The following is a 26,354-nucleotide window of genomic DNA, read 5'->3' as shown; positions in this document are numbered from 1 at the left end:
AGGAGATTTTCGCATGGAAAATATGTTGAATGTTTACCTGTTCGGTAAAAAGTATGAAGTTCCGGCAGGTCTTACGATAATGACAGCTATGGAATATGCAGGCTATGACCTTGTAAGAGGCTGCGGCTGCCGAAATGGTTTCTGCGGAGCCTGTGCAACTATATACAGAATAAAGGGCGAGATAGAGCTTCACGGCTGTCTTGCCTGTCAGACAGAGGTTCAGGAGGGAATGTATGTTGCAACACTTCCATTCTTCCCGCTTGAAAAGAGAGTTTACAACATTGAGGAGATAAAGCCCACACAGCAGATAATGATGCAGCTTTATCCCGAAATATACAGCTGTATCGGCTGCAATGCCTGTACAAAGGCTTGTACTCAGGAACTCAATGTTATGCAGTATATCGCATATGCTCAGAGAGGCGAGTATGATAAGTGTGCAGAGGAGAGCTTTGACTGCGTAATGTGCGGTGTATGTTCATCACGATGTCCGGCAGGTATTTCACACCCTCAGGTAGCTATGCTTGCAAGACGTCTTAACGGCAAGTACATCGAGCCGGAGTGCGGACATCTCTCCGACAGAGTAAAGGAAGTTAACGAGGGCATCTTTGACAAAGAGATCGAAGAGCTTATGACTAAGGCGGTTGACAGCATAGAAGAGATCAAGGATATGTATAATCACCGTGAGATCGAGAAGTAAGGGGGAGAGACAATGTATAAAGTAGAAAAGCTTAATGAACTTGCAAAGGTAGTTGCAGCTAAGAGAGCTGAAAATGCTGCTCTCGAACCCAGAAGAATGACTGCCGAGGAGAAGGACGAGCTCCTTGCTAATTTCCACCCTGACTATAAGCAGGATGAATTCACAGTTCTTTCCGCAGGCGTAAACAAAGGCGATAAGGTTCCTACTCAGCTTGCCGCCCTTCTACAGGGCAAGAGCCGTATAAATGCAGCAGACGTTGATCTTACTGCTCCTGATTATGATACAGATGTACTTATAATCGGCGGAGGCGGCGCAGGTGCTTCTGCTGCTATTGAAGCTGATGATGCAGGTGTAAAGGCAATGATCGTTACAAAGCTGCGTATCGGCGACGCAAATACAATGATGGCAGAGGGCGGTATTCAGGCTGCTGATAAGCCAAATGATTCGCCTGCAATACATTTCCTCGATGCTTTTGGCGGCGGTCACTTTGCTGCAAAGCCCGAGCTTGTAAAGAAGCTTGTAACAAAAGCTCCCGAAGCTATACAGTGGCTCAACAAGCTTGGCGTAGAGTTCGACAAGGAAGCCGACGGCACAATGGTAACAACTCACGGCGGCGGTACTTCTCGTAAAAGAATGCACGCTGCAAAGGATTATTCCGGTGCTGAGATAATGCGTACGCTTCGTGATGAAGTTATCAACAGAGGAATACCTGTAATTGATTTTACAGCCGCTGTTGAGATAATCCTTGATGATAAGGGCAGAGCAGCAGGCGCTGTTCTTATGAATATGGAGACAAAGGAACTTCTTGTTGCAAGAGCAAAGACGGTTATTATCGCAACAGGCGGTGCAGGCAGACTTCATTATCAGGGCTTCCCGACATCTAACCACTACGGTGCAACAGCTGACGGACTTATCCTTGGATATCGTGTAGGTGCAAAGCTCCTTTACGCTGATACGCTTCAGTATCACCCAACAGGTACAGGCTATCCCGAGCAGATATTCGGCGCTCTTGTTACAGAAAAGGTTCGTTCACTTGGTGCAAAGCTGGTCAATATCGACGGTGATGTATTCATGCATCCGCTTGAGACCCGTGATGTTACAGCTGCTTCTATCATTCGTGAGTGCACCGAGCGCGGAAAGGGTATCGAAACCACACTTGGCAAGTCCATATGGCTTGATACACCTATGATAGAGTACATTCACGGAGAGGGAACTATTGAAAAGAGAATCCCTGCCATGATGAGAATGTTCGGCAAGTACGGTATTGACATACGCAAGGAGCCTATCCTTGTATATCCTACACTCCACTATCAGAACGGCGGACTCGATATTTCCGATGACTGTGCTACAGGAGTTGAGAACCTCTATGCAGCAGGTGAGGTTGCAGGCGGAATCCACGGCAGAAACAGACTTATGGGCAACTCGCTTCTTGATGTTATCGTATTTGGCAGAAATGCAGGTATCTATGCAGCTGCTAAGGCTAAGGAAACAGCGGCTCCTGCTAAGTTAACTCTTGATCATATCGAGAAGTTCAACAATGAACTTGCACAGTCAGGTGCTGCAAGCGGTGTAGCTTCACCGATGCTCCTTCCACACTATGCAAGAAAAAATAAATAAAAATGGGGCGCTGTAAAAAGCGTCCCAAAATATGTTATTATAAAAGAAAGTTAAGTGATATAAAATGGATTGTTTTAACGGAATTCTGTCAATTCACGACGTTTCCTTTCTTATGATATCAGTTATCGCCATAGCAGCTCTTGGCTATATACTTGGCAGAATAACGATCAAAGGCATTTCTCTCGGAACAGCAGGCGTATTCATTATCGCTCTTTTATACGGTTGTATTTTCTATAAAGATCTTTCAGCCGAGATAAATACCGACTTCGTTGGTAATGCTCTGAAAATAGTTGACAACCTGGGACTTATTCTCTTTGTTACGGCAGTTGGATTCATTGCAGGTCCCAGTTTTTTCGGAAACTTCAAGAAAAACTTCAAATCTTATGTTATTCTTGCAATAATCATCATTCTCAGCGGCGGACTTGCCTGTGCAGGCTGCATCATGATAGGCAGAAACTTCACTGATCTTAACAACGAAGAGTTTACCGCTATGCTGACAGGTATTCTTTCGGGTGCTCTTACAAGTACTCCGGGCTTCTCAGCTGCTAAAGACGCAGTTGGAAGCGACCACTTACAGAGTATCGTTTCCGTAGGTTATGCTATCGCTTATATCTTCGGAGTTATCGGCGTTGTTCTTTTTGTTCAGATCATTCCGAAGCTCACAAAGGCTGATATGGCTAAGGAAAGAGAGCTTCTTGCTCCTACAGAAAAAAAAGATACAAAGGAAAAGATGATGTTCAAGCTCATCGAAATGGACAGCTTCGGTATCATGCCTTTTTCATTGGCTGCATTTTTCGGAATTATAATCGGTTCATTCAAGTTCGGCAACTTCTCGCTGTCAACAACAGGAGGCTGTTTGCTTGTATCTTTGATATTCGGACACTTTGGACGTATCGGTAAATTCTCGATAATGCCAAAGGATTCAACTCTCAAGGTATTCCGCGAGCTGGGACTTATGTTCTTCCTTATCGGCGCAGGAGTATCAGGAGGAGCTAAGTTTGTACAGTACTTTGATGCAGTATACTTCGTATATGGAATGGTAATGACTATTCTTCCTATGATAATAGGATATCTGTTTGCTAAGTATGTTCTGAAGCTCAGACTTCTCAACAACCTTGGCTCGATCACAGGAGGCATGACATCTACCCCTGCGCTTGGTACCCTTATCAGTACAGCAGGCACAGAGAATGTTGCTTCTGCATATGCATCAACCTATCCTGTAGCTCTTATATCAGTAGTTCTGGTATCACAGTTCCTGATAATACTTTTCAAGTAACATAAAAAGTGCTTCCGTAATGGAAGCACTTAATTTTTTTATTTAACTCCGTACTGTTCTCTGTACTCCAGCATTTTATCGAGATATTCCTTGCCTGGAACGATATCGTTCTTTATCGCTTCGATAATATCTTCCATTGTAACGATAGGATATACGATAACACCGAAATCACGCTTAACTTCCTGGACCGCAGAAAGCTCGCCTGTGCCTTTTTCCATACGGTCAACAGTAATGACCATACCTGTAACGTTAACATCAGCGGCTGTCATAAGCTTTGGCATTGACTCACGGAGAGCCTTTCCTGAAGTCATAACGTCGTCGATTATAACAACGTTTTCACCGTCCTCAAGTGTTTTTCCGACAAACATACCGCCCTCGCCGTGATTCTTTGCTTCTTTTCTGTCAAAGCAGTAGGAAACATCTATATCGAACTTGTTGCTGAGTGCAACTACTGCGGATACAGCAAGCGGGATTCCCTTATAAGCAGGTCCGAAGAGAGTATCTACGGGAATATTGTTTGCTTTTATGCATTCGGCATAGTATTCGCCAAGCTTTGCAAGCTGAGCACCTGTTTTGTAATTGCCGCAGTTGATGAAATAAGGAGCTTTTCTGCCGCTTTTCAGTGTAAATTCACCGAAAGTAAGCACTCCGCAATCTACCATAAACTTTATAAAGCTTTCCTTGTAAGTCATATTTAATCCTCCGTAATGTATTTATTTAAAGCCTGCAAAGCAGGTTTAAGACATTAAATAACTTCATATATGTGACCGCAGAAAGGGCAGCGCGGATAATCAACATCTATCTCTGCGCCGCATTCGGGACATATCTTCTGTGGAAGGATATCAATTTTGTCATTGATACTCTCATTAAACCTTCCCACAAAGCCTGTAGGGTGAGTTACGGGAAATACACCGAGCATAAGACCACATTCAGAGCAGTAATAGCCAAGTGTAGAGTCAACAGGAGTTTCACATATTTTATCTTCACCGTCATAAAAGGCAGCAACAGGATAAATGAGAGATGAGCCTTTTCCCGGAATACCACGTTTTTCCATAGCAAATCTTCCTCTGTACATAGGCTTGCCGCAGTGCATCATATATCGTCCCTCCTTAAAAAACAGTATAGTATAATTATAGACTATTTCCGAAAATAATTCAAGACAATAATAGCAGAAAAATAAAAATGTTGTAAAATTACTGAAATGTATTGCAAATGTATAAAAAAAGAGATATAATATATTTGTATGTCGTTTCGGCACATTTCGGTATGCCGAATACCGTAATTCGGCAGCTTTTAAGAGTTGGGAGAAAAAATGGCTAAAAAGAAGAGTATTACAAGGATTTCTGATAAAAAACGCGGCAGACCAAAGGTGAGATTCAGTATATGGGGACTTATACTCATATTTGCACTGTCCTTTTCTGCCTGGTTTATTATATATATGGCAGCAGCAAACTTTAACGAGAATTTTTTCAGCGAAGAGTTTGGCGATGATAAAGGCAATGAGAATAAAGGAGCTTCTCCTGCCAATAGTGACTTAAACAAAGATGACGGTTCTGAAAACAGCGAGGACACTTCTGCTGATGACAAAAACAGGATAACAAACCCTATAGCTCAGTCAGAAGCAAAAAGCGCAGATTATCTTTCATCATGCTGTCTCGTTACAGATTCAACGCTTATTGATATGGCAAAATATACAGGTCTAAAAGACGTTATAGGAAGCAGTGAGCTCAGTGCAGCAGGGTGCAATACAGTTGCTGTAGAGTCATCATACGGTACTAAGACCGTTTATGAGGTATTACAGGCTAAGAAGCCTGAGATAGTGTATATCATGCTTGGTAGCGATATCGGCACTTCAAAGACTGAAGATATGATATCAAGCTATACCGAATTTATAAAAAATCTGCGAGGATACCTTCCTGATGCTGCTATTTATATAATGCAGCTTCCGCCTGTGCGAGATGATGCAAATGCAACTATAGGCAATGGATCAATAAACGAGTTCAATACAAAGCTTCTTACTATTGCTAATATGCATAACGTATACTGCATTGATACAAACACTGCACTTAAAGGTGTAGACGGTGCTCTTTCAAACGAGTACAGAGATACTTCAACAGGTGCACTTACAGAATCTGCTTACAAAACTATAGCAGATTACATACTTTGTCATACTGTATAATTTATGTCCCAAACACTATATATAGTGTTTGGGACATTTACTATCTGTAGAGCGCTTGAAACAACGAAATATCGAAAAAAAGCTCTTTTTTAAATGATTTATGCACAGATTTTACAATAATCAGCTTTTGTAAAGCAGATTAGTTGTGCACATACGACATTGACATATGACTCAGAATGTTTTATACTTATAAAGAACTCTTGAAAGGCAGACACTATATATTGTGTTTGGAGGTATGACAAAAAAATGATAATCCATATTATTAAAAGAGACGGAAGAAAGGTTCCTTTTAATATAGAGAAGATAGCAAATGCTATTTTCAAGGCTGCGCAGACTCGCGGCGGCACGGATTTCAATGTTGCAATGGACGTTGCTGTTGAGGTGTGCAGAATATATGAGGAACAAAATCCAGGAAAGACTCCAACTGTTGAAGAGATACAGGATCTCGTCGAGAAAGTGCTTATTGAAAAAGGTCACGCCAAAACAGCAAAGGCATATATTCTCTACCGTTACGAGCGTACACGCTCACGTGAGATGAAAACCAATCTAATGTGCGTGCTCAACGAGCTTACCTTCAGTCCCGCAAAAGACAGTGATATAAAGCGTGAAAACGCCAATATAGATGGTGATACCGCTATGGGAACCATGCTCAAATACGGTTCGGTATCAGCAAAGGAATATTATGAAATGTACGTCCTTGAACCTGCTCATGCAAAGGCTCACCGCGAGGGCGATATACATATACACGATCTGGATTTCTATACGCTTACAACTACTTGTACGCAGATAGATCTGAAAAAGCTTTTTACAAACGGCTTTTCCACAGGTCACGGCTTTCTCAGAGAGCCTAACGATATAGCAAGCTATTCAGCTCTTGCATGTATCGCTATCCAGTCTAACCAGAATGATCAGCACGGCGGTCAGAGCGTACCGACATTTGATTACGCAATGGCTGAGGGTGTAAAGAAAACATATGCAGCAAGATATACACAGAATGTTGCAAGAGCTCTTTCACTTATCGGCGGTGTTGATAACGAGTTTGAGGTAATAGACAATATAAAGAAAGAAATATCCGAAAACTTTGGTCTGAAACCCGTTCTTGCACAGGATAACGGCTATCAGGAAAAGGAAATGGAACTTCTGCTGAAGTACACAGATAAGGAAACTGCTGAGAAAATTCAGGCTTTCGCCACAAGAAATGCTGAAAAGGAAACAGACAGGGCTACTTATCAGGCTATGGAAGCTCTTATCCACAACCTTAATACCATGAACAGCCGTGCAGGTGCACAGACACCTTTCAGTTCTATAAATTACGGTACAGATACAACTCCGGAAGGAAGAATGGTCATCAAGAACGTTCTCCTCGCTCAGGAAGCAGGTCTCGGCAACGGCGAGACTCCTATCTTCCCGATACATATTTTCAAGATTAAGGACGGTATCAACTACAATCCTACCGATCCAAACTATGATCTTTTCAAGCTTGCTTGCAGAGTTTCTGCAAAGCGTCTTTTCCCGAATTTCTCATTTATAGATGCTCCGTATAATCTCCAGTATTACAAGGAGGGCAATCCTGATACTGAGATAGCATATATGGGCTGTCGTACAAGAGTTATCGGAAATAATTACGATCCTTCAAGAGAGATCGTAACAGGCAGAGGAAACCTCAGCTTTACATCTATAAATCTTCCTCGTCTTGCTATAAAGGCAGATCATAATGTCGGTCTGTTCTTTGATATGCTTGAAGAAAAGGTAGAGCTTGTTATCGACCAGCTCATGCACCGCTTCAAGATACAGTCTCAGAAGAGAGTAAGAAATTATCCCTTCCTTATGGGACAGGGAATATGGATCGATTCCGACAAGCTTGCTCCGGATGACACAGTAGGCGAGGTACTTAAACACGGAACATTATCTGTAGGCTTTATAGGACTTGCTGAAACATTAAAGGCTCTTATCGGAGTTCATCACGGCGAAAGTGAAGAAGCAAGAGAGCTCGGCATAGAGATCGTTACAGCCATGAGACGACGTCTTGATGAGGAGTCAAAGAGAACAGGTCTTAACTTCTCACTTCTTGCAACTCCTGCTGAAGGATTGTCAGGACGTTTTGTACGCATGGACGCTAAGAAATACGGTATAATAGAAGGAGTTACAGATCGTGATTATTACACGAACTCCTTCCACGTACCTGTTTACTATCCGATAAGCGCTTTTGAAAAGATAAAGATAGAAGCTCCTTACCATGAGCTTACAAATGCAGGTCACATAAGCTATATCGAACTTGACGGTGACCCACTTGAAAATCTCAGCGCATTTGAGAAGATAGTTCGCTGCATGAAGGAGTCGGGAATAGGCTACGGTGCTATAAACCACCCTGTTGACCGTGACCCATGCTGTGGATATACAGGTATTATCGGTGAGACCTGTCCATGCTGCGGCAGAAAGGAACACTCCAACAATGTCGCTTTTGACAGGATACGCCGTATCACAGGTTATCTTGTAGGAACCCTTGATCGTTTCAACGACGGCAAGCGTGCCGAGGAGCATGACCGAGTAAAGCATAATGTATAAGGTGATATAAATGAATATCAGGATTGCCGGAACTGTCAACGATTCTATTGTTGACGGTCCGGGAATAAGATTTTCGATTTTTGTACAGGGCTGTCCTCACAACTGCGAGGGCTGTCATAATCCTCAGACACATGATTTTAATGGCGGAACTGTAACAACAACGGAAGAACTGCTTGAAAAGATAAAGTCAAATCCGCTTCTGGACGGTGTTACATTCAGCGGCGGTGAACCTTTTTTCCAGGCAGAAGCTCTTGCAGCGCTTGGTACCGAAATAAAGAAGCTTGGGCTGAATATTATAACGTATACGGGCTATACGTTCGAGCAGCTTTATGAAAATCGCGGCAAAAATCACTGGAATGAGCTTCTTTCAGTTACAGACTACCTTATTGACGGTCCCTTTATCCTCGCTCAGAAGGATTGGGAAATAAAGTTCCGAGGAAGTTCAAATCAAAGATATATTGATTGCGGTAAAAGTCTTGCAGCAGGTCGTGCTGTAGAGACAGAACCATAATTTCTTTGATAATTCATAAATAAGAATAAATACCTCTGATGTACAGTCAGAGGTATTATTTTTTTATAATTGACAAATTAATATCCTTTGATGTATAATAAAATCCTGAAATGTCGAAAAAAGGAGAATTTAAATGAATAATAACGAAACTACGATCAAAGAAAAGAAACCTCGCAGAATAGGCAGAAAAATACTTAAATTTTTCGGAATACTGTTCCTTATCATACTTGTTGCAGTTGTGATATTGACCATAAGGCATTATTTCAAATGCAAAAGTGACAGGAAGATATTTGAAAATGCCTATGGCGAGTATTTTACTACATCATCAGGGGACAGAATTAACTATACCTTCTATGACAGCAAATCCGATGATGTGGCAATTGTTCTCCCAGGATACGGCTGTAGTACAGCACATTATGAATTCGATGCTTTCGCAGACAGACTTAAAGATGATTACAAAATTATAATCGTTGACCCGTTAGGCGTAGGACTAAGTGACGGAACAAAAAGAAAGCGAACTGTAGAGAATTACTGCGAAGAACTTCACGAGCTTATGCAGTATCTTGATTACGACAAGTATACTATAATTGGTCACTCAATAGCAGGACTGTACAGCTTATATTATGCTAATCAGTACACTGATGAAGTTGAAGCTTTTATCGGAATAGATGCTTCACTGCCGCATCAGTCAGATGATGCAATATGGATAGCCAAACCGAAAAATACAAGAATACTATATAAAATAGTAAGAGTAGCTTTTGTTAAAACAGGTATTGAGCGTCTGATTACGGAACTTTCATTTGATGAATATATGAAGCAGATACCAACACTTACAAAAGATGACAGAGAAAAGGCACTTGCACTTTACTGTACAGCGTCTCTTACGGATACACAAATGGACGAGATGAATGAACTTCCGGATAATATGGATAAATGCTATGATATGAAATTTCCGCCGCAGATCCCGGTTCTTTATGTTCTTGCAAAATCTAATGTTGATAGTATGTCTTCATGGGAGCAGATACACAGAGATGTTGTCACAAATCCTAACAGCAAGGTAACGGTTATAAAGGGTGAGCATTATCTCCATTTCACAAATCTTGATGGATTGATCGAAGAAATACAGAAATGGAAAACTAACGATATAAAACAGCAGGAAGCTGCATAACATACAAAAAGCCTGAAAGCGAATTGCTTTCAGGCTTTTTTGATTATAAAATGTTATAAAAATCCGCCTTGCCGTCATATAGTGCATAAAACCCGCACGAAGCAGGTGGGTAAACGCCCTTATGCTTCTCGCTCCCTTCTTCCGCAGGGCGGGAGGTCTGCAGTCCACATACGGAGTCGAATTCCCTAGGATTATGTGTTGGATTATAAAAACTATAATTACCCGAACAAGGCAGAAATTTTTCTTTACTGTATATATTATATCACAAAGAATTCAAAAAATCAATAGGATTTTTATGTAAAATCATTAAAATATGAAATTTTTTATTCTTCAAAAGCATCCTGTAATCTTTCAAGGAAAAATTTAGAAATGGATTCGAATTCGTCATCATCATCAATAGAAGCGAGAATTTCTTCGCCGTCCTCTTCAATTGATTTAAGAATAACGAGATCACAGTCGGAATTAAGAAAATCATCATCTTCAATAGCAGGAAGCATAGCATAATACTGCTCTCCGTTTATCTCAGCAACGTCAAAAAGCTCAAACTGTTTTTTATTTCCCTCCTCGTCGATCAGTTCAAAGAGATCCGGGGTGTATTCGTTCATTTCTGACATAATAATTCTCCATTCCGGCGTACGCCTTTTGATAAATATATTATACACTATTTCTGCTGAAAAATCAAGAGGAAATAGTAATATAATTACAAAGGTAAAAATGCACAATCAAACGTTCGTTGCTTTGTTGTATATGCTGAAATGCACTATTTTTTATTTAAAGTTAATAGAATTCTATTGACATTTTACATAAGATGTGGTATTATATAATCAAGGAAAAGGAGAGACCGAAAGGAAACTCCAAGCTGAATTTACTTGGACTGAGGCGTGAGCCTCAATGTAAATGATTATACGCGGAAGGGAGAGTGAGTCCGATGGAAGAAACGTTAAGACAGCAGCGTGAAGCCGGCGGGCTTGCTGAGTGAAAAGAACGAAGTAAGAGGGAATTTAGGCTGAAAGGCTTGTTCCATTGATAAAAGTTCAAAAATGCTTTAAGTTCGATTCACAAGGCTGACGTATTGCTGTTTTAAACGGCTTCATGTCTAAACTCAGTTTGAATACAGATTATCTGAAATTTCGACAATGAGTCTTTAGATATATTGCGAAAAATCTTTTAGTAAAGGACGAGTCCAATGAGAAAATAGGTTATTACTTAATGAAATTGCAGAATATTCGGATCGGATGTAGCGATACCGAAAAAAATACAATTTATAGGTGATTCCAATGGAGAATTTTTACATTGCTTGATTACTTTTATTAAAGGAATGATGTGCATATGAAAAATAGGTACACATTTAAAATCTGATCCGAAAGGGTGAGTCCAAAGGGTAATTTAGCCAAGTGATGAAAGTCGCTTAAAAGTAAAATAGAATAATTACGGCCCCGACATTATGTCGGGGCTTTTGTTTTAAATATAATTTTATGGTAAAATCTGATTTTTCCGTATGTTATCATATATTTATCACAAAACTGCTTATAATAGTATATAATGAATAAGTATGGGAAGGAAGAACAATATGCCAGAGAATTATAATGATAACAATAATTTGGATAAAAATGATTTGTTAAGTAACGATAATTATTCTCGTAAAGATAGTTCTGATGATATAATTGGCAGTAAGAGCAGCGAAGTCAGATTTAATTCGGATTCAAATTCAGGCTCATATTCATATACTTCCGAAAACTCCAAAAAGAAGTGCAATAAAAATATCCACTTACTTATGAAAGGTGCCGCAGCTGTTCTCGCTGTTATAATATTGGGCGCGGGAACTGTTCAGATTTATAAATTTCTCAGTGATACAAGGGAAGAGCTTGTAGAACTGTCAGGTGATCCGTCTGCTAAATCTGTTTCAAAAGAGATAGAGCAGACTGATAAAAAGATAGAGGAGCTTCCAAGCCTTATCGAGCTTGCATCTCGTACCGACGCAAAGCCTCTTCCTGATATTGTAGATTCTATAATGCCTTCTGTAGTAGGCGTTGCTTCCACCTTTGAATTTGAACAGCAGCAGTCCTTTAGTATGTGGGGCTGGAACACTCAGCCTGTTATGCGTCAGGCAATAGCTACAGGTACAGGTTTTATAATTTCAGAGGACGGATACATTGTAACTAATTCTCATGTTGTATACGATACACAGTACAATGCCGGAAAGGCTATAGAGGTTTCTGTGCTTTTTAGTGATGAAACAGAACACGAAGCTAACATCGTTGCTTTTGATCCTGATACAGATATTGCTGTTCTGAAGGTTAATGAAAAAGGACTTAAACCTGCTGTCCTGGGTGATAGCGATGAGCTGCGGGTCGGAGAACTTGTTATTGCTGTAGGAAACCCTCTTGGCTTTGATCTTTTTGGAACCGTTACCAGCGGTATTGTTTCTGCATTAAACAGAAAAATTGATATAAACGAAAAAAAGATGAATCTGATACAGACAGATGCTGCTATAAACAGCGGTAATTCCGGCGGACCGCTTCTTAACAGCTGCGGACAGGTCATAGGTATTAATTCTGCAAAGATGTCATCAAGCTACAGCAGCAGTTCAGCAAGCGTCGAAGGTCTTTGCTTTGCTATCCCGATGAAGGAAGCAAAGGTCATTATTGATGACCTCATCAATTACAGATATGTTACAGGTAGACCTCAGATAGGTATAAATACAACGGACATTGATGAAATACAGGCACGTTTTTATAATATTCCGATGGGTGTTCTTGTAAGAGCTATCCAGGAGGGAAGTGCAGCTGATCTTGCAGGACTTAAAGTCGGCGATGTTATAATTGATATTGAAGGCGAAACCGTGACAACAGCCAAGGAATTCAATGAAGTAAAGAATAAGTACAAGGCTGGAGATGTGATAACTCTTACAGTTTCTCGTGACGGAAGAGATGTAAAGATAAAAGTAACCCTCCAGGAACAGAAAGCTATCATTGATAATCCTAAGGAAGGGACATAATGATTAAATAAATATGACAAAGCCTCTTGAGCAATACAAGAGGCTTTTTAATACAAAAAAAGCTTCCGCTTTCTTATAGCGGAAGCTTTCGTTTTATAATTTTGAATTGGCTTTTGCAGTGAATTTTTCACCATAAACAACAAATCTTTTATGGATTCCTTCGCCAATATCTCCGGCTTCATCATACGCCTTTACAGAAAACACAAGTTCTCGTCCGTTTACCTCCAGAAGCTCAGCTTCAGCACAAACCTTCATGTCTTTTGGGGTAGCGGAAATGTGTTTTACATTTATTTCAGTTCCGACAGTTGTTTCATCACCTTCAAGAAAATCTGAAATACAAGCACAGGCTGCCTTTTCCATAAGCATTACCATTACAGGTGTGGCGAGTATTTCAAGACTGCCGCTGCCAACATTAACAGCAAGCTCATTCTTAGAAACTGTAAGTTCAGATATGCCTGTTATACCTTTGGTTAATTCTTTCATATTGACTCCTTAATCATGTGTTGATAATTCTTCAGGCGGAATAGGAGAAGGTGAAAACTCCTCTAATACAACTCTGTCGATAGTAAGAATGTCAAGCTCATCATTCCTTGGAATGTCGTTGTTATACTCAGTAGAGTAAACAGGCGCTGTTTCCATAAAACCATTCATTTTTTCGATAAATGCATCATGCGGAGCATCAATAATGTTCAGTATAACGTAAGGAATATAGAAGAATGATATTTCTTTCTTTGGAACGTATGAGTAATCAGCATCATAATTGCTCCAGAAGAAATACTTCTGCTGATAAAGCGGTGAACAATTTTCACCTGTCAGACCGAGCTGATTATAAACACTTGTTTCTCCTCTCAATGAAGGGAAGTGATCGCCGACAAAGAATACAAGTGTAGGCTCGTCTATCTTTTTTAATTCAGAGAGGAAATTGTTAAGGCCCTCGTTAGTATGCTGGATCCATGTAAGATAATTTCCGAATTCATCATCAGGATCATCTCCCTGATTGTACGGCTGATGATTTTGCATTGTTGTTGTATGGAGATAAATAGGTCTGTCAGACTCCTTTATTTCATAAAGTATCTGATTGAAAACAGATGAATCATCAACATAAGTACCGAAATGATCAACAGGAACAGTAAAATCGGTTGTGCCCTCCTGGTCATCATGGTAGATCATTTTCTCAAATCCGAAGTAGCCATATATCTTAGCTCTGCTGTAGAATCCGCTCTGGAATGGGTGAACATATATCGTATTGTATCCCCAGCTCTTATAGTACTGTGCAAGAGCAGGCTGCTCTCTCTCTGCGAGTTCACGCTGCGGCATATTAGGTGTATTGATTCCTCTTACAGGGAGACCGAATAGAAGCTCAAATTCAGAACGAACAGTCCAGCTTGCGTATGTAGGAGTTATCGCTGTACCGCTTTTTCCCTCAGCAGATGCTCTGTCGAAGTATTTATAATATTTATCATCGACCTTGAGCTGGTCGAAAACGCGGAAATCAGCGTATGATTCACTCATTATAACGATAACGTTCGGCTTCTTGCCTCCGTTAAAGTCCTCATTTGTGTCAACAGGGATATTCATTATCTGCTGAATATATTCTTCACTGTAGCTTTCAGGTACTACAAGACGGTTTGCGTAGCTTTCAGAAGCTGTCTGAACAAGAAACGCAAGGAAGTGATTTTTGTCAAATTTTTCATTGAGCTTAAATGCGTTTGTAGCATCTGTCGTATCGAGCTTGAAAACATTATATACAGGCTTGTAAAATGAGGGGAGAACTATGAGTGCTGCCATCGGAAGAACACAAGCACAGGACATAGTCACTCTGCGAAGCGGCGTAGCGTTGATTTTGGGATTGAAGTAAAACGCTAAATATATAAACGCAATAGCTATTACAAAATGCAGGATAAGCTGCGGAGTTATTTTTATGTACGCAAACGAAGTAAGGCTCTTTACGCTTTTGACAAGCTTCATATCCGAAAGAATAAGGTGATTGCCGTTTGTTCCGTATTTAAATAGCTCCGTAGTACTCAGTGCCATAAAAATAATACTGTGTACAAGTATTGTAAGCCAACCTTTTTTGAAGATACCAAGCAGGAAAATAAAAACAATGGTTGTGATTATAAGATCGAACACAAAAACTGTTGGTCTTTCTGTTATAAGCTTTCCAAAAGAAGAAATATATTTTGAATGGTTTATTTCAGCCATACAGCAAATGAATATCGGAAAAATTATCATTATAAAATGATTGAATTTGCTGTATTTCAAAGAATTTGCTTCTCTTTTTTCATTGAACCGTTTAAGCCTTGGAAAACGGGTTTTCTTTTCTTCAGCCGGTTCAATGGCAGCTTCTATAGGATCTTTAACTTTATTAATAATTGTCTCTTCCGTTTTAACAGCAGAATCGGAAGGACTTTTTATTGAATTCTTTGGCATTAGTCATCATCCTTCTATAATAATCTTATTTTATATCTAATTTTACACTACTAATATAGCATAATATAAGTAAAAATTCAAGTTTTAAGATAAATTGTCATCATTTATTCACGAAATTCAGCGGTTTAGTAATAGTGTACTGTGAATGATAACGAAAATTGTGCATTTTGTCGATTTATGATTTAAGCCATTGCTTTAAAGCTGCATCATCAATAATATTTTTTATCAGCTCAGAAAGTTCATCAGACGACGAAAAATAGTCAGCATTACGTTCTAAGACCTGCTGCTTATGTATTCCGTGTTCTTTCCACGAAATTCCGTCTTTGGTATAATTCAGAAGCAGTGGCTGTATTCGGTCGAGTACGGCTGCAAAACGTGAATCTGCTGTCTCTGAATTTTCAAATTCGCGCCATAACTCATAGAATTCCTTGCGCTGATCATCAGGAAGAAGTCCGAAAATGCGTTGAGCCGCTTTCTCTTCGCGTTCAGCTTTTGATCTGTTTCCTTCTTTATCATAACAATATGTATCTCCTGCATCAATTTCAACGATATCATGGAGAAGCACCATTTTCATTACATGGGTAACATCAATTTTTTCGTTAGAATACTCCGCAAGAAGGAACGCAAGAATAGCAAGATGCCAGCTGTGTTCTGCATCATTTTCTTTCCTGTCTTCATGTAACACATATGTCTGACGATAAAGATTTTTCATTTTGTCAATTTCAAGTATAAAATCTATCTGCTTTTTCAGTCTGTCATTCATTTTATTTCCTCCTAAATAACCATTCCGCCGTTTACAGCCAATACCTGACCTGTAATGTATTCCGCCTGATCTGACGCAAGAAAAGCAACAGCATCTGCAATATGCCGCGGTTCTCCAAATATGCCAAGAGGGATATCCTCACGTATCAGTTCAAGATCTTCCTTTGAAAATCTGCTGTTCATTTCTGTCATAATAAATCCTGGAGCTATACAATTCACTCTGATCCCGGAAGGTGCAACTTCTTTTGCCAGAGCTTTTGTAAATCCTATAATTCCTGCTTTTGATGCAGAATAGTCAACTTCGCAGGAAGCTCCACACTGTCCCCACATAGATGATATATTAATAATATTTCCGCTTTTCTTATTAATCATTGGAGGAAGTATCGCTCTTGCACAGTTTAAAGTGCCTTTCAGGTTTATATCCAATATTCTGTCAGAATTTTCTTGTTTTATTGAAGTGAAAAGCTCTATTTCCGATACTCCTGCATTATTGACAAGAAGGTCGATATCGCTTATGGATTCAATTGCAATTTTTACAGCACTATTATCCGAAACATCAAAACAAATTGTTTGTCCACCTATTTCTGAAGCAAGGTTCTCAGCTTTTTCTTTTGAGCTGTTGTAATTTATATAAACGAAATACCCTTCCGAAGCAAGTCTTCGGCAGATAGCAGCGCCGATACCGCCAGAGCCGCCTGTTACAAGAGCTGTTTTCATATTGACCTCCTGATTGAAAAATTCTTTATTTATTATAGCACAGAAATAAAAAAAGAGCAACCGACGCATTAAATAACTTGATTTTGCCTCCAATAAACATCAAACTTACGCCTAACATAACATTCATTATTAAGTTGAAATAAATATTATTATAAAAATATTGACTTTCTTCGGCCTGCGTGACAAAATAAATAAGTATAATTTTTATTTAAGAAGATCATATTATGAAAGAGTTAAACGCGTACAAAAGAAATGTTTTTTATTATGAAACAGACAAAATGGGGGGGAGTACATCATTCAAACTATATACGATTTTTTGATGAAGCGAGAGTGGATTATCTCAAACAGGCTGATATCCCATTTGATATGTTGGAACAACTTGGCATCCTTCTTCATACATTATCACTCAATTGCGAATACAAACGTCCTCTTGTTTTTGACGAGCCGTTCTCTGTTTATGGCACATTAGTAAAATTCAACGGAACAACGCTCGAACTTGATTATCGTGTTGTAAGCGAAAAATCAGGAGAGGTAAATGCTATCGGTCATTCTCTCCATTGCCTTACGGATAAAAACATGAAACCGATTCGCCTGAAAAACAAATATCCTGATATCTATAATAGATTTTTGGAGTATCTCAAACACTGATAATTCAGTCCATCATTGATCCCGTTTTTATCAAATTCAAGTTTTATCCTAAAAAATAAGGAATACACTTGACATTTTTTCCACAAAGTAGTAAAATATAAGAGTATGGAATTATGCCGCAGTTTTCCTGCGGGTTAAACAATATATGCCAAGTGCAGAATGGAGAATATGTATGATCAAGAAAATTGGTGTTTTAACAAGCGGCGGCGACGCACCGGGTATGAATGCCGCAGTAAGAGCAGTTGTAAGAGCTGCCCTCAGCAAAGGCATGGAAGTTTACGGTATCCGCAGAGGCTATGTTGGTCTTTTAAACGGTGACATTATCAAGATGGACGAAAGAAGCGTTTCAGATATCATTCACACAGGCGGTACAGTTCTTTATACAGCAAGATGCCCTGAGTTCAGAACACAGGAAGGCGTTGCTAAGGGTAAAGCAAAGTGTGACGAGCTCGGTATCGAAGGTCTTGTAGTTATTGGCGGCGACGGTTCATTCAGAGGTGCAGCTGATCTTTCTGCAATGGGAGTTCTTTGTATTGGTCTTCCCGGAACTATCGACAATGATATCGCTTGCACAGATTATACGATCGGTTTCGATACAGCTATGAATACAGCTATGGAGCTTGTTGACAAGCTTCGTGATACTTCTCAGTCACATGACAGAATTTCTGTTGTTGAAGTAATGGGAAGAGGCGCTGGTCATATCGCTGTAAATACAGGTATTGCCTGCGGAGCTACAGATATCATTACAAAGGAAGTACCTTATGATATCAACGCAATAGCAAACACAATGCTTGCTAAGAAGGCAAAGGGTAAGCAGAACTTTGTAGTAATCGTTGCTGAGAGCGTTGGTCACTCACAGGAGATCGCTAATATGCTTCAGGAGAAAACAGGAATTGATGCAAGAGCAACAATTCTTGGTCATGTACAGAGAGGCGGTTCACCTACAGTAAGAGACAGAGTTGAAGCTACAAGAATGGGATATTATGCTGTTGAGCTTCTCGAGCAGGGTATCGGCAATCGTGTTGTTGGTATCAAGGACAGCAAGATCGTTGATTATGATATTCAGGAAGCACTTTCAATGCATAAGGATTATGATGAAAAGCTTCATCATATCGCTGAAGAAATCGCTTTTTAAAAAAATTATGCACCTGTTTTTACAGGTGCATTTTTTGTCAGAAATCAGTGATTATATTTTTTGAAGAATTATCTGTAGAATACTTCCAGTGGTCAATATGATCTGATCGGATATAGTAATTTATCTCCGAGGGCTCTGCTTTGTCGCTGCATACATCTACAATTATAAGCTTTATTTTCATTTTATCAGGGAGAATAGCTTTTATGTAGACACTTACACTTTGCCCGATACATACAGACTCCTTCGGCTCTGCGAGACCTGCAAGATTAGGAGAAAGTTCAACGAAAACGCCATATTCTTCTATAGAACGTACAATACCGGGGACCGTTTCTCCCGGCTTAAAATGATCTGCATTTTCTTTCCATGTACCAAGCAGTTCTTTATGAGTAAGAAATATTTTATTATTATCATTCGCCTTTACAACTGCTTTTATCATTTGGCCTACTTTAAAACGGTCAGAAGGGTGTGAGATACGGGAAACAGACATTGTATCTATCGGCAGCAGTGAAGGTATTCCGCAGCCGATATCAACAAAGCTGCCAAATTTTTCAAAATGAGTTATTCGCGCATTTATAATATCTCCCGATCTTAATTTTGATACATATTCTTTTAAACATTCCTCCTGAGCATCTTTTCGTGAGAGATGAGCTGTAAGAAATCCGTTTTCATCAAGCTTGATAGCTTTAACTTTAAAACATACATATTTGTTGACCCGTGATATCAGAGCGATATCGCGGGTCGTACCTTCTGTTATGCCTAAAGCACCTTCTTCTCGGCTGATAATACCCTTTGCATATGGCAGATCAATTATAAGGTCGTGAGAATTTGTACATAAAACTGCTTTGGCTTCAAGGATAACCCCTTTTTCCATAGCCTCTCTCAATCCTTCGGATGAGGATATATATTTCTGATTTGAAACTGTTTCGTATATGCAGCCTTCAGGTTTGTAGATCATGTTTGTACCTCCGCAATTTCCTTTTGTTACTGTTCCTTTGAACAGTCCTGACATTAGATATTATGCGAGGACAAATACAATTATGCTATTGGGCAAATCTGATATTAAGCGCTCCCATAGAGTTAAGAACCGATATAACATTATCTACTGCTGCACTTCCGCAGATTATACAGGCAGAGGTCTTTCTGCTTCTGGCGGGTTCGGGAATTATATCCCGTGAGGCAGGGGATTCCATTACTGCTGTAAGAAAATTTGTGTTGGTATTATAGTAAGTCGGAATAATAGAAAATGAAGTTCCTCTGCTAAGTTTTAAGGCTTTGTCTGAGATCCTGTTATATATCATTTTAGCTGAATAAACATAGTCAACGCTTTCTTTTACCCGCTTCATTGCGAGCTCTGCAAGTTCAGGAGACTCAAATTCGGCTGTTACTCTTGAAATCATAATTATAAATCCTTTCCATTTTTGTATGTGTTCAATATGTTTAAAGTGAAGTTTTTATTATTTTTCACCAAAATGAAAAAAATATACTTCTAAAATATTGATTTGAGAACGTATTTAGGGTATAATGAAAAATGTACGATTTTTCAAATTTTTCGGAAGGAGGATACTGCTTTGGATATCAGACCCGGAGATACACTTACAATGAAAAAAAATCACCCATGTGGTGGCAACGAAATGTATGTGATACGCTCAGGAATGGACTTCAGACTTCGCTGTACAAAATGTGAGAGAGAGTTCATGGTCGCAAGGAATAAGATAGAAAAGAGTATCCGCAGCGTTAAACACGCCGATGAAGGTTAGCTTTCTGCAATAATTTTTGTAATATTTTTAGCATTAAGGAGAATACTGAATGTTTGAAAAGCTTGCTTTAATGGAGCAGAAATACGAAGAAATAAGCAATAAATTATCTGATCCCGAAATAATCAGTGATAATAAGCTGTATGCGCAGCTTATGAAGGAATACAAAAACCTTACACCTATTATAGAAAAATATCGTGAATACAAGAAGGCACAGGCTTCCTTTAATGAAGCTAAGGAGCTTCTTGAAGGCGGCGGACTTGATAAAGAATTCAAGGAAATGGCACAGGCTGAGTTTGATCAATCTCGTGAAGATATAGAAACAATAACTCAGGAACTAAAGATACTTTTACTTCCGAAAGATCCGAATGATGAAAAGAACGTTATCATTGAAATAAGAGGCGGTGCAGGCGGCGAAGAGGCTTCACTCTTTGCAAATTCACTGTACCGTATGTATACGATGTACGCTGAAGCTATGGGTTGGAAGCAGGAGATACTCAGTGCAAATCCGACCGAGCTTGGAGGATTTAAGGAGATAAGCTTCTCTATTGAAGGCGAAGGAGCATATTCGCGCCTTAAATACGAGAGTGGTGTTCATCGTGTACAGAGAGTTCCCGAGACAGAGTCTCAGGGAAGGATACACACATCTACAGTTACCGTGGCTGTTCTTGTAGAAGCTGATGAAGTAGAGCTTGATATCAATCCCACGGATCTGAAAATAGACTATTTCCGCGCAAGCGGTGCAGGCGGACAACATATAAATAAAACAGAGTCTGCTGTAAGAATAACATATCTCCCTACAAATGTTATAGTGGAGTGTCAGGACGAAAGAAGCCAGCATAAGAACAAAGATAAAGCAATGAAAATTCTGCGCTCAAGAATTTACGAAGCTATGCAGGAGGAGCACGACGCAAAAATCGCATCGGAGAGAAAAATGCAGGTCGGTACAGGCGACCGCTCCGAGAGGATCAGAACTTACAATTATCCGCAGGGACGTCTTACAGATCATCGTATAGGACTTACTATATACAGACTTGAAGATATTCTCAACGGAAATCTTGATGAAGTATTTGATGCGCTTGCTACTGCCGATCAGGCTGCCAAGCTCGCAAATCAGGAAGCGTAGTTTTTATGGATACAGTTTTACTTGGTGATAATGAGTCAGACCTTATAAAAGCGGCTGAATTAATTAAAAATGGTGATATTGTAGGTATACCTACCGAAACTGTTTATGGTCTCGGTGCTGACGCTTCAAATGAGAAAGCTGTCAGAAAAGTTTTTGAAGCAAAGGGCAGACCTGCTGATAATCCGTTAATAGTTCACCTTGCCGATTTTTCACAGGCTGTGGAGTATACAAGCTCTATACCTGAGCTTGCTTATAAGCTTGCTGAAAAATTCTGTCCGGGTCCGCTTACTATGGTGCTTCCTAAAAACGACAAGATACCTATGATAACATCAGGCGGACTTGATACCGTAGGCATAAGAGTTCCTTCACATAAGGTAATGCATAGGATAATAGAAATATCAGGACGTCCTATAGCTGCTCCGTCGGCAAATACTTCAGGATATCCAAGCCCTACATCAGCAGCTCATGTTATGCGTGATATGAACGGTAAGATAGCAGCTGTTGTTGACGGCGGAAGCTCTGAATTCGGGGTAGAATCTACAGTTATAGCTATAGAAAGCGAAAATGCGGTAAGAATTCTTCGTCCCGGCTGTATTACAAAGGAAATGCTTGAACAGGTTTGCAGCGAGGTCATAATAGACCACGCCATACTGCATGAGCTTGAAGCAGGACAGAAAGCTGCTTCTCCGGGTATGAAATATAAGCATTATTCTCCTAAGGCTGACATAATAATGATTGAAGGTGAACTTGAAAAGTTCATCTCTTACGTTGGTGAACATAATGATGAAGGAGTATATTCGCTTATTTTCAATGATGACAGCGAAGTATTTCCATACAGAAATATGACATACGGAAAAGACAGTTCCGAACAGGCTCATTTGCTTTTTCAGAGACTTCGTGAGCTTGATGATGCAGGTGCAAAGAAAGTATATGTCCGTGCTCCAAAAACTGACGGAGTAGGACTTGCTGTATATAACCGCCTTATCAGGGCGGCAGGATTTGAGGTGATAAGGATATGAATTCTCTGAACGGAGTTATGGTCGTAGGACTTACAGGGCAGACGGGTGCTGGAAAAAGCACAGTCTCAAAGGTATTTGCTTCTAACGGTTTTTCCATAATAGATGCAGATCAGGTAGCTCGTAAGGTCGTAGAGAAGGGCACAAAATGCCTTGATGAGATCGCTGATTTTTTCGGAAGCAGTGTTATAAGCAGTGATGGTACTCTTAACAGAAAATCTCTTGCAGCTATTGTTTTTTCCGATAAAGCAAAGCTTGAAACACTTAATACGATCACATATCCTTATATAACAGGCGAAATACTTAGACAGATACGTGTTCATTCTATGAAAGGCGAGAAGCTCATACTTCTTGATGCACCGACACTTTTTGAAAGCCGTGCAGATGATTTCTGTGAGATAGTCATAGCAGTGCTTGCCGATGCAGATATAAGGGAAAAGAGGATCATTTCCCGTGACGGTCTTACTCAGGATCAGGCACGCAGAAGAATGAACTCACAGCTTGATGAAGATTTTTTCAGAAGCCACTCGGATTATATTATTCATAATAACGGCAATATCGACACCGTAAACGGCATTGCCTGTGAGGTATCGGCAAAAATAAGAGAGCTGTACAATAATAAGCAGACTCCCGTACAAGTGCAGTAACTCAGCCGTAAAGGCTGTGCTATATATTTCTGCGAAAGGAGAATACATAAAAATGGCAGAAAAAAAAGATGCAGCAAAGAAACTGAAAGAAAAGCTTCTTGTGCAGCGCAAAAACGCTTGTCACCTTATTTCAGACAAAGAGCTTAAAGCCTGCGATAAATTCTGTGAAGGCTATAAGGACTTTATGGATAAGGCAAAGATCGAGCGTGAGGTAGTTATCTATTCAATTGACCTTCTCAAGAAAAAGGGATTTGTTGAATTTAAGGAAGGCATGAAGCTTAAAGCAGGGGATAAGATATATCGCTGCAACCGCGGAAAAGCTGTACTTGCAGCAATTATTGGTACTGCTCCGATTGCTGAAGGTGTAAGGCTCTGTGCAGCTCATATCGATTCGCCAAGACTTGACTTAAAGCAGAATCCGCTTTATGAGGATACAGAAATGGCTTTATTCAAGACTCATTACTACGGCGGCATAAAGAAGTACCAGTGGACAACAATACCGCTCGCACTTCATGGTGTTGTTATAAAGGCTGACGGAACTTCGATTCCTGTAAATATAGGTGAGGACGATAAGGATCCTGTTTTCTGTGTAACTGACCTTCTTCCGCATCTTGCTTCAGCTCAGATGCAGAAGCCAATGGCTAAAGGAATTGCAGGCGAACAGCTCAATATAGTAATCGGTTCTCGTCCGTTCAAGGACGATGAAGAGAGCGGTTCTGTAAAGCTTAATATTATGAATATCCTCTTTGAAAAATATGGAATCACAGAGGCAGATTTTATATCATCAGAACTTGAAGCAGTTCCTGCTTTCAAAGCAAAGGACATCGGCTTTGACAGAAGTATGGTAGGTTCTTACGGACATGATGATAAGGTTTGCGCATATACAGCATTGATCGCAACAGCTGACTGCAAAAAGCCAAAACATACAGTTGTAACCGTTCTCACAGATAAGGAAGAAACAGGCAGCGACGGTAATACAGGTCTCAAATCAGCATATCTTAAATACTTTATTGCAGATATAGCCGAAAATATGGGCTCAGACGCAAGGACTGTCCTTTCTGCATCTGAATGCCTTTCAGCTGATGTTAATGCAGCTTTTGATCCAACTTTCCCTGAAGTAAATGAAAGAAACAACTGTGCATATATCAATCACGGTGTTGTTATCACAAAATATACAGGTGCAAGAGGAAAAGCAGGTACATCTGATGCTTCTGCTGAATTTACAGGCAAGATAAGACGTCTTATGGACAAGGAAAATGTTATCTGGCAGACAGGCGAACTCGGCAAGGTTGATGAAGGCGGCGGCGGAACAGTTGCTGCATATATTGCTAATCTTAATGTAGATACAATTGATCTTGGAGTTCCCGTACTTTCGATGCACGCTCCGTATGAGATCGTATCTAAAATAGATACATATATGGCTTATAAAGCTTTTGCAGTATTTATGGCTGACTAATATAACAAAAACTCCGCAGTTTTAATGCGGAGTTTTATTTTGCTTGGTATTCTGAAAAGTGCAAAAAGTTTGTTCGATTTTGTGTTGCTTTTTCATAGATAGTATGCTATAATAAAATTTGAAGTTGTTATAAAAGGGGCGTGAAATATGTCAGACACTAAAGAAATACTAAATATAGTATTAAATGATGAGAAACTGCTGAATAGCCGTGCATTTCGTGAAAGAATATACTCTGATGAACCAATTATCCGCCCCGCTTCACAGCTTATCAAGCCACAGGTACCTCCGCAGATAAAGGAAATGAAGGGAATCGCCTTTACTCCCGAAGCTTACTGGAAGACTTCAGCATGGCTCTTTTATACCCAGGGAAAGTTCATGGAAAATTATGAAGATGATTTTCAGTACAATAAAGATTTTGTAAAATATTATCCATGTTACCGCGATTTGACAACCGAACAGCTGAGAGGATATTTTTCATGGAGAACAGAAGTAAGAAAGGGGCGTATACAGAAAGCTCCTCTTCCGTATGTCTTTATATATTTATATGAGCTTATAAACTGCATCGGTGCAAATTCTCCTGCCGAATGTTTTGATATGTTAAAACACTTCTGCTCGGAATATCGTAAAATAGATGATACTATCGAAAAATACACCGATTCATGGCTCACAGATTTTATTATATACTATGACCTTAACAGGTCCCTTGCAGATGATATAGATGATATAAAACACGATAAAGCCATAATTACACTTATCCATTGGGAAAAATATTCCAAAAGCGAGATCTTTGACGCAATAGAAGCTCTTTCAGCATATAGGTTAAAAAAATCACTTTATTATATATCTGAATCAGAGAATTTTCGTGAAGTTCTTGTCAGGTGTTTCATAATTTTATCGGAGTTTTTCAGAAATAAGAGAAAAAAATCTCTTTGCGAAAAGCTTTTTGGCTGTACAGTAGAATGTGGACACCATATGTTTTCATCAGCAATTTTTTATGATAAAAATTCCTTGAGGAATTGTGAATACACACTTAATGAAGTACATTCCTATTCCTGCCGCAATGGAAAGTGGTTCTGTAAAAAATATTACGGAAATCGCGGCAGAAACACGCATCTTGGATATATTGTAAAAGCTGTCGACAGTCTTTTGCGAGAATATACCGACTTTAAGTATAAAATGGGATTTGACGGTATTTCTAAGAATACCGAAAAAATACTAAAAAACGAGATTGAGCATTATTTTGAAGAAAAAAGACATAACGAGTCCATGAAGATCGAGATAGATATCTCAAAGCTCAACAGTATAAGGACGTCAGCGGATAAAATAAGAGAAAAGCTTATAATTGAAGAAGAACCCGACATTGAGGTCAAAAAACCAACTATTGATATAACAATGACCGAAAAAAACAGTGATATGCTTTTGGGAAAAGATGAATATATGTTTATCTGCTCACTGCTTTATGGCGTCGATCATAAAAAAGCCGCTGCTGACAGCGGAAAAATGGTATCTATTCTTGCTGATACAATAAACGAGAAGCTTTTTGATAATTTCGGAGATACGGTAATTGAGTTTTCAGGCGATGAACCTATAGTGATTGATGATTATACGGAAGAACTGAAAAAAATGTTTCCCATGTCATAAAGGAGATTGAT

General features: G+C 39.5%; 25 protein-coding genes and 1 other RNA gene. 16 read left to right on the top strand and 10 right to left on the bottom strand.

The window, feature by feature from the left end; all coding sequences use genetic code 11:
• The first annotated feature begins 13 nt into the window (after positions 1–13).
• From BUB28_RS03635 to BUB28_RS03625, 3 genes are all read left to right on the top strand, one after another.
• A complete protein-coding gene (locus tag BUB28_RS03635; protein WP_072948854.1) occupies positions 14–697 on the top strand; it encodes a 4Fe-4S dicluster domain-containing protein in 684 nt (227 codons plus the stop codon).
• Between the two features lie 12 nt (positions 698–709).
• A complete protein-coding gene (locus BUB28_RS03630; RefSeq protein ID WP_072948852.1) occupies positions 710–2,314 on the top strand; it encodes an FAD-dependent oxidoreductase in 1,605 nt (534 codons plus the stop codon).
• A 112-nt stretch (positions 2,315–2,426) separates the two neighbouring features.
• Positions 2,427–3,590 (top strand): aspartate-alanine antiporter-like transporter, encoded by a 1,164-nt coding sequence (locus BUB28_RS03625; protein WP_242939925.1) that lies wholly within the window; start codon positions 2,427–2,429, stop codon positions 3,588–3,590.
• A gap of 38 nt (positions 3,591–3,628) precedes the next feature.
• On the opposite strand, the gene pyrE is transcribed toward BUB28_RS03625, so the two are convergent.
• Both pyrE and BUB28_RS03615 read right to left on the bottom strand, forming a co-directional pair.
• Positions 3,629–4,282 carry an orotate phosphoribosyltransferase gene (gene pyrE, locus BUB28_RS03620; RefSeq protein WP_072948849.1) on the bottom strand — a complete coding sequence of 218 codons (654 nt, stop codon included), beginning with the start codon at positions 4,280–4,282 and terminating at the stop codon, positions 3,629–3,631.
• A 53-nt stretch (positions 4,283–4,335) separates the two neighbouring features.
• The gene (locus BUB28_RS03615; RefSeq protein WP_072948847.1) at positions 4,336–4,686 is read right to left on the bottom strand and encodes a zinc ribbon domain-containing protein; all 351 of its coding nucleotides are present in this window, start codon (positions 4,684–4,686) and stop codon (positions 4,336–4,338) included.
• Between the two features lie 216 nt (positions 4,687–4,902).
• On the opposite strand from BUB28_RS03615, the gene BUB28_RS03610 reads away from it, so the two are divergent.
• From BUB28_RS03610 to BUB28_RS03595, 4 genes are all read left to right on the top strand, one after another.
• Positions 4,903–5,769, top strand: coding sequence for an SGNH/GDSL hydrolase family protein (locus BUB28_RS03610; protein ID WP_072948844.1), 867 nt, complete (start codon positions 4,903–4,905; stop codon positions 5,767–5,769).
• A 246-nt stretch (positions 5,770–6,015) separates the two neighbouring features.
• A complete protein-coding gene (locus tag BUB28_RS03605) occupies positions 6,016–8,334 on the top strand; it encodes an anaerobic ribonucleoside triphosphate reductase (RefSeq protein ID WP_072948842.1) in 2,319 nt (772 codons plus the stop codon).
• 10 nt (positions 8,335–8,344) lie between these two features.
• Positions 8,345–8,845 (top strand): anaerobic ribonucleoside-triphosphate reductase activating protein, encoded by a 501-nt coding sequence (gene nrdG, locus BUB28_RS03600; protein ID WP_072948839.1) that lies wholly within the window; start codon positions 8,345–8,347, stop codon positions 8,843–8,845.
• Positions 8,846–8,978: 133 nt separating this feature from the next.
• Entirely contained in the window at positions 8,979–10,013 is a 1,035-nt protein-coding gene (locus BUB28_RS03595; protein WP_072948837.1) for an alpha/beta fold hydrolase, read from the top strand.
• Positions 10,014–10,069: 56 nt separating this feature from the next.
• Here the strand turns inward: BUB28_RS03595 and ssrS are convergent.
• Positions 10,070–10,254: non-coding RNA, 6S RNA (gene ssrS / locus BUB28_RS03590), on the bottom strand.
• An 82-nt stretch (positions 10,255–10,336) separates the two neighbouring features.
• Entirely contained in the window at positions 10,337–10,627 is a 291-nt protein-coding gene (locus tag BUB28_RS03585; RefSeq protein WP_072948835.1) for a DUF1292 domain-containing protein, read from the bottom strand.
• Positions 10,628–11,583: 956 nt separating this feature from the next.
• Between BUB28_RS03585 and BUB28_RS03580 the strand changes: the two genes are divergently transcribed.
• Positions 11,584–13,011 carry a S1C family serine protease gene (locus BUB28_RS03580; protein ID WP_072948833.1) on the top strand — a complete coding sequence of 476 codons (1,428 nt, stop codon included), beginning with the start codon at positions 11,584–11,586 and terminating at the stop codon, positions 13,009–13,011.
• A gap of 93 nt (positions 13,012–13,104) precedes the next feature.
• Here the strand turns inward: BUB28_RS03580 and BUB28_RS03575 are convergent, their stop codons facing one another.
• From BUB28_RS03575 to ymfI, 4 genes are all read right to left on the bottom strand, one after another.
• Entirely contained in the window at positions 13,105–13,494 is a 390-nt protein-coding gene (locus BUB28_RS03575) for a thioesterase family protein (protein ID WP_072948831.1), read from the bottom strand.
• Positions 13,495–13,503: 9 nt separating this feature from the next.
• Positions 13,504–15,441, bottom strand: coding sequence for an LTA synthase family protein (locus BUB28_RS03570; protein ID WP_072948828.1), 1,938 nt, complete (start codon positions 15,439–15,441; stop codon positions 13,504–13,506).
• A gap of 175 nt (positions 15,442–15,616) precedes the next feature.
• Complete coding sequence (locus tag BUB28_RS03565; RefSeq protein ID WP_072948826.1) at positions 15,617–16,204, bottom strand: HD domain-containing protein; 588 nt, start codon at positions 16,202–16,204, stop codon at positions 15,617–15,619.
• Between the two features lie 11 nt (positions 16,205–16,215).
• Entirely contained in the window at positions 16,216–16,920 is a 705-nt protein-coding gene (gene ymfI / locus BUB28_RS03560) for an elongation factor P 5-aminopentanone reductase (RefSeq protein WP_072948824.1), read from the bottom strand.
• Positions 16,921–17,184: 264 nt separating this feature from the next.
• On the opposite strand from ymfI, the gene BUB28_RS03555 reads away from it, so the two are divergent.
• Both BUB28_RS03555 and pfkA read left to right on the top strand, forming a co-directional pair.
• On the top strand, positions 17,185–17,568 hold the full coding sequence (locus BUB28_RS03555; protein WP_242939924.1) for an acyl-CoA thioesterase: 384 nt from the start codon (positions 17,185–17,187) through the stop codon (positions 17,566–17,568).
• Between the two features lie 172 nt (positions 17,569–17,740).
• Entirely contained in the window at positions 17,741–18,703 is a 963-nt protein-coding gene (gene pfkA, locus BUB28_RS03550; RefSeq protein WP_072948822.1) for a 6-phosphofructokinase, read from the top strand.
• A gap of 37 nt (positions 18,704–18,740) precedes the next feature.
• Here pfkA and BUB28_RS03545 read toward each other — a convergent pair whose 3' ends face one another.
• Complete coding sequence (locus BUB28_RS03545) at positions 18,741–19,658, bottom strand: S1 RNA-binding domain-containing protein (protein WP_072948820.1); 918 nt, start codon at positions 19,656–19,658, stop codon at positions 18,741–18,743.
• Positions 19,659–19,743: 85 nt separating this feature from the next.
• Complete coding sequence (locus tag BUB28_RS03540) at positions 19,744–20,100, bottom strand: hypothetical protein (protein WP_072948817.1); 357 nt, start codon at positions 20,098–20,100, stop codon at positions 19,744–19,746.
• A gap of 171 nt (positions 20,101–20,271) precedes the next feature.
• On the opposite strand from BUB28_RS03540, the gene BUB28_RS03535 reads away from it, so the two are divergent.
• From BUB28_RS03535 to BUB28_RS03510, 6 genes are all read left to right on the top strand, one after another.
• Positions 20,272–20,460: a DUF951 domain-containing protein gene (locus BUB28_RS03535; protein ID WP_072948815.1), complete on the top strand. Its 189-nt coding sequence runs from the start codon at positions 20,272–20,274 to the stop codon at positions 20,458–20,460.
• A 49-nt stretch (positions 20,461–20,509) separates the two neighbouring features.
• Positions 20,510–21,583 (top strand): peptide chain release factor 1, encoded by a 1,074-nt coding sequence (gene prfA / locus BUB28_RS03530; protein ID WP_072948813.1) that lies wholly within the window; start codon positions 20,510–20,512, stop codon positions 21,581–21,583.
• A gap of 5 nt (positions 21,584–21,588) precedes the next feature.
• Positions 21,589–22,602: an L-threonylcarbamoyladenylate synthase gene (locus BUB28_RS03525; protein WP_072948811.1), complete on the top strand. Its 1,014-nt coding sequence runs from the start codon at positions 21,589–21,591 to the stop codon at positions 22,600–22,602.
• Positions 22,599–23,246: a dephospho-CoA kinase gene (coaE, locus tag BUB28_RS03520; protein ID WP_072948809.1), complete on the top strand. Its 648-nt coding sequence runs from the start codon at positions 22,599–22,601 to the stop codon at positions 23,244–23,246. Before BUB28_RS03525 ends, coaE begins: the two co-directional genes overlap by 4 nt.
• 52 nt (positions 23,247–23,298) lie before the next feature.
• Complete coding sequence (locus BUB28_RS03515) at positions 23,299–24,702, top strand: aminopeptidase (protein ID WP_072948806.1); 1,404 nt, start codon at positions 23,299–23,301, stop codon at positions 24,700–24,702.
• A gap of 147 nt (positions 24,703–24,849) precedes the next feature.
• A complete protein-coding gene (locus BUB28_RS03510) occupies positions 24,850–26,343 on the top strand; it encodes a TerB N-terminal domain-containing protein (protein ID WP_072948803.1) in 1,494 nt (497 codons plus the stop codon).
• The last annotated feature ends 11 nt before the right edge of the window (positions 26,344–26,354 follow it).

The organism is Ruminococcus flavefaciens (genome assembly GCF_900143025.1).
GTDB classification, from domain to species: Bacteria; Bacillota; Clostridia; order Oscillospirales; family Ruminococcaceae; genus Ruminococcus; species Ruminococcus flavefaciens_I.
The sequence above is the reverse complement of the archived record's forward strand: the minus strand, read 5'-3'. Positions and strand labels throughout refer to the sequence as shown.

Excerpts from the sequence above, each read along its gene's own strand:
- BUB28_RS03570 (WP_072948828.1), bottom strand. The coding sequence starts at position 15,441 with ATGCCAAAGAATTCAATAAAAAGTCCTTCCGATTCTGCTGTTAAAACG.
- BUB28_RS03575 (WP_072948831.1), bottom strand. The coding sequence starts at position 13,494 with ATGAAAGAATTAACCAAAGGTATAACAGGCATATCTGAACTTACAGTT.
- BUB28_RS03610 (WP_072948844.1), top strand. The coding sequence starts at position 4,903 with ATGGCTAAAAAGAAGAGTATTACAAGGATTTCTGATAAAAAACGCGGC.
- BUB28_RS03625 (WP_242939925.1), top strand. The coding sequence starts at position 2,427 with ATGATATCAGTTATCGCCATAGCAGCTCTTGGCTATATACTTGGCAGA.
- BUB28_RS03585 (WP_072948835.1), bottom strand. The coding sequence starts at position 10,627 with ATGTCAGAAATGAACGAATACACCCCGGATCTCTTTGAACTGATCGAC.
- pyrE (WP_072948849.1), bottom strand. The coding sequence starts at position 4,282 with ATGACTTACAAGGAAAGCTTTATAAAGTTTATGGTAGATTGCGGAGTG.
- BUB28_RS03545 (WP_072948820.1), bottom strand. The coding sequence starts at position 19,658 with ATGATCTACAAACCTGAAGGCTGCATATACGAAACAGTTTCAAATCAG.
- BUB28_RS03580 (WP_072948833.1), top strand. The coding sequence starts at position 11,584 with ATGCCAGAGAATTATAATGATAACAATAATTTGGATAAAAATGATTTG.
- BUB28_RS03605 (WP_072948842.1), top strand. The coding sequence starts at position 6,016 with ATGATAATCCATATTATTAAAAGAGACGGAAGAAAGGTTCCTTTTAAT.
- BUB28_RS03510 (WP_072948803.1), top strand. The coding sequence starts at position 24,850 with ATGTCAGACACTAAAGAAATACTAAATATAGTATTAAATGATGAGAAA.
- BUB28_RS03595 (WP_072948837.1), top strand. The coding sequence starts at position 8,979 with ATGAATAATAACGAAACTACGATCAAAGAAAAGAAACCTCGCAGAATA.
- prfA (WP_072948813.1), top strand. The coding sequence starts at position 20,510 with ATGTTTGAAAAGCTTGCTTTAATGGAGCAGAAATACGAAGAAATAAGC.
- nrdG (WP_072948839.1), top strand. The coding sequence starts at position 8,345 with ATGAATATCAGGATTGCCGGAACTGTCAACGATTCTATTGTTGACGGT.
- BUB28_RS03515 (WP_072948806.1), top strand. The coding sequence starts at position 23,299 with ATGGCAGAAAAAAAAGATGCAGCAAAGAAACTGAAAGAAAAGCTTCTT.
- BUB28_RS03525 (WP_072948811.1), top strand. The coding sequence starts at position 21,589 with ATGGATACAGTTTTACTTGGTGATAATGAGTCAGACCTTATAAAAGCG.
- ymfI (WP_072948824.1), bottom strand. The coding sequence starts at position 16,920 with ATGAAAACAGCTCTTGTAACAGGCGGCTCTGGCGGTATCGGCGCTGCT.
- BUB28_RS03630 (WP_072948852.1), top strand. The coding sequence starts at position 710 with ATGTATAAAGTAGAAAAGCTTAATGAACTTGCAAAGGTAGTTGCAGCT.
- coaE (WP_072948809.1), top strand. The coding sequence starts at position 22,599 with ATGAATTCTCTGAACGGAGTTATGGTCGTAGGACTTACAGGGCAGACG.
- BUB28_RS03540 (WP_072948817.1), bottom strand. The coding sequence starts at position 20,100 with ATGATTTCAAGAGTAACAGCCGAATTTGAGTCTCCTGAACTTGCAGAG.
- BUB28_RS03635 (WP_072948854.1), top strand. The coding sequence starts at position 14 with ATGGAAAATATGTTGAATGTTTACCTGTTCGGTAAAAAGTATGAAGTT.
- BUB28_RS03615 (WP_072948847.1), bottom strand. The coding sequence starts at position 4,686 with ATGATGCACTGCGGCAAGCCTATGTACAGAGGAAGATTTGCTATGGAA.
- BUB28_RS03555 (WP_242939924.1), top strand. The coding sequence starts at position 17,185 with ATGAAACAGACAAAATGGGGGGGAGTACATCATTCAAACTATATACGA.
- BUB28_RS03565 (WP_072948826.1), bottom strand. The coding sequence starts at position 16,204 with ATGAATGACAGACTGAAAAAGCAGATAGATTTTATACTTGAAATTGAC.
- pfkA (WP_072948822.1), top strand. The coding sequence starts at position 17,741 with ATGATCAAGAAAATTGGTGTTTTAACAAGCGGCGGCGACGCACCGGGT.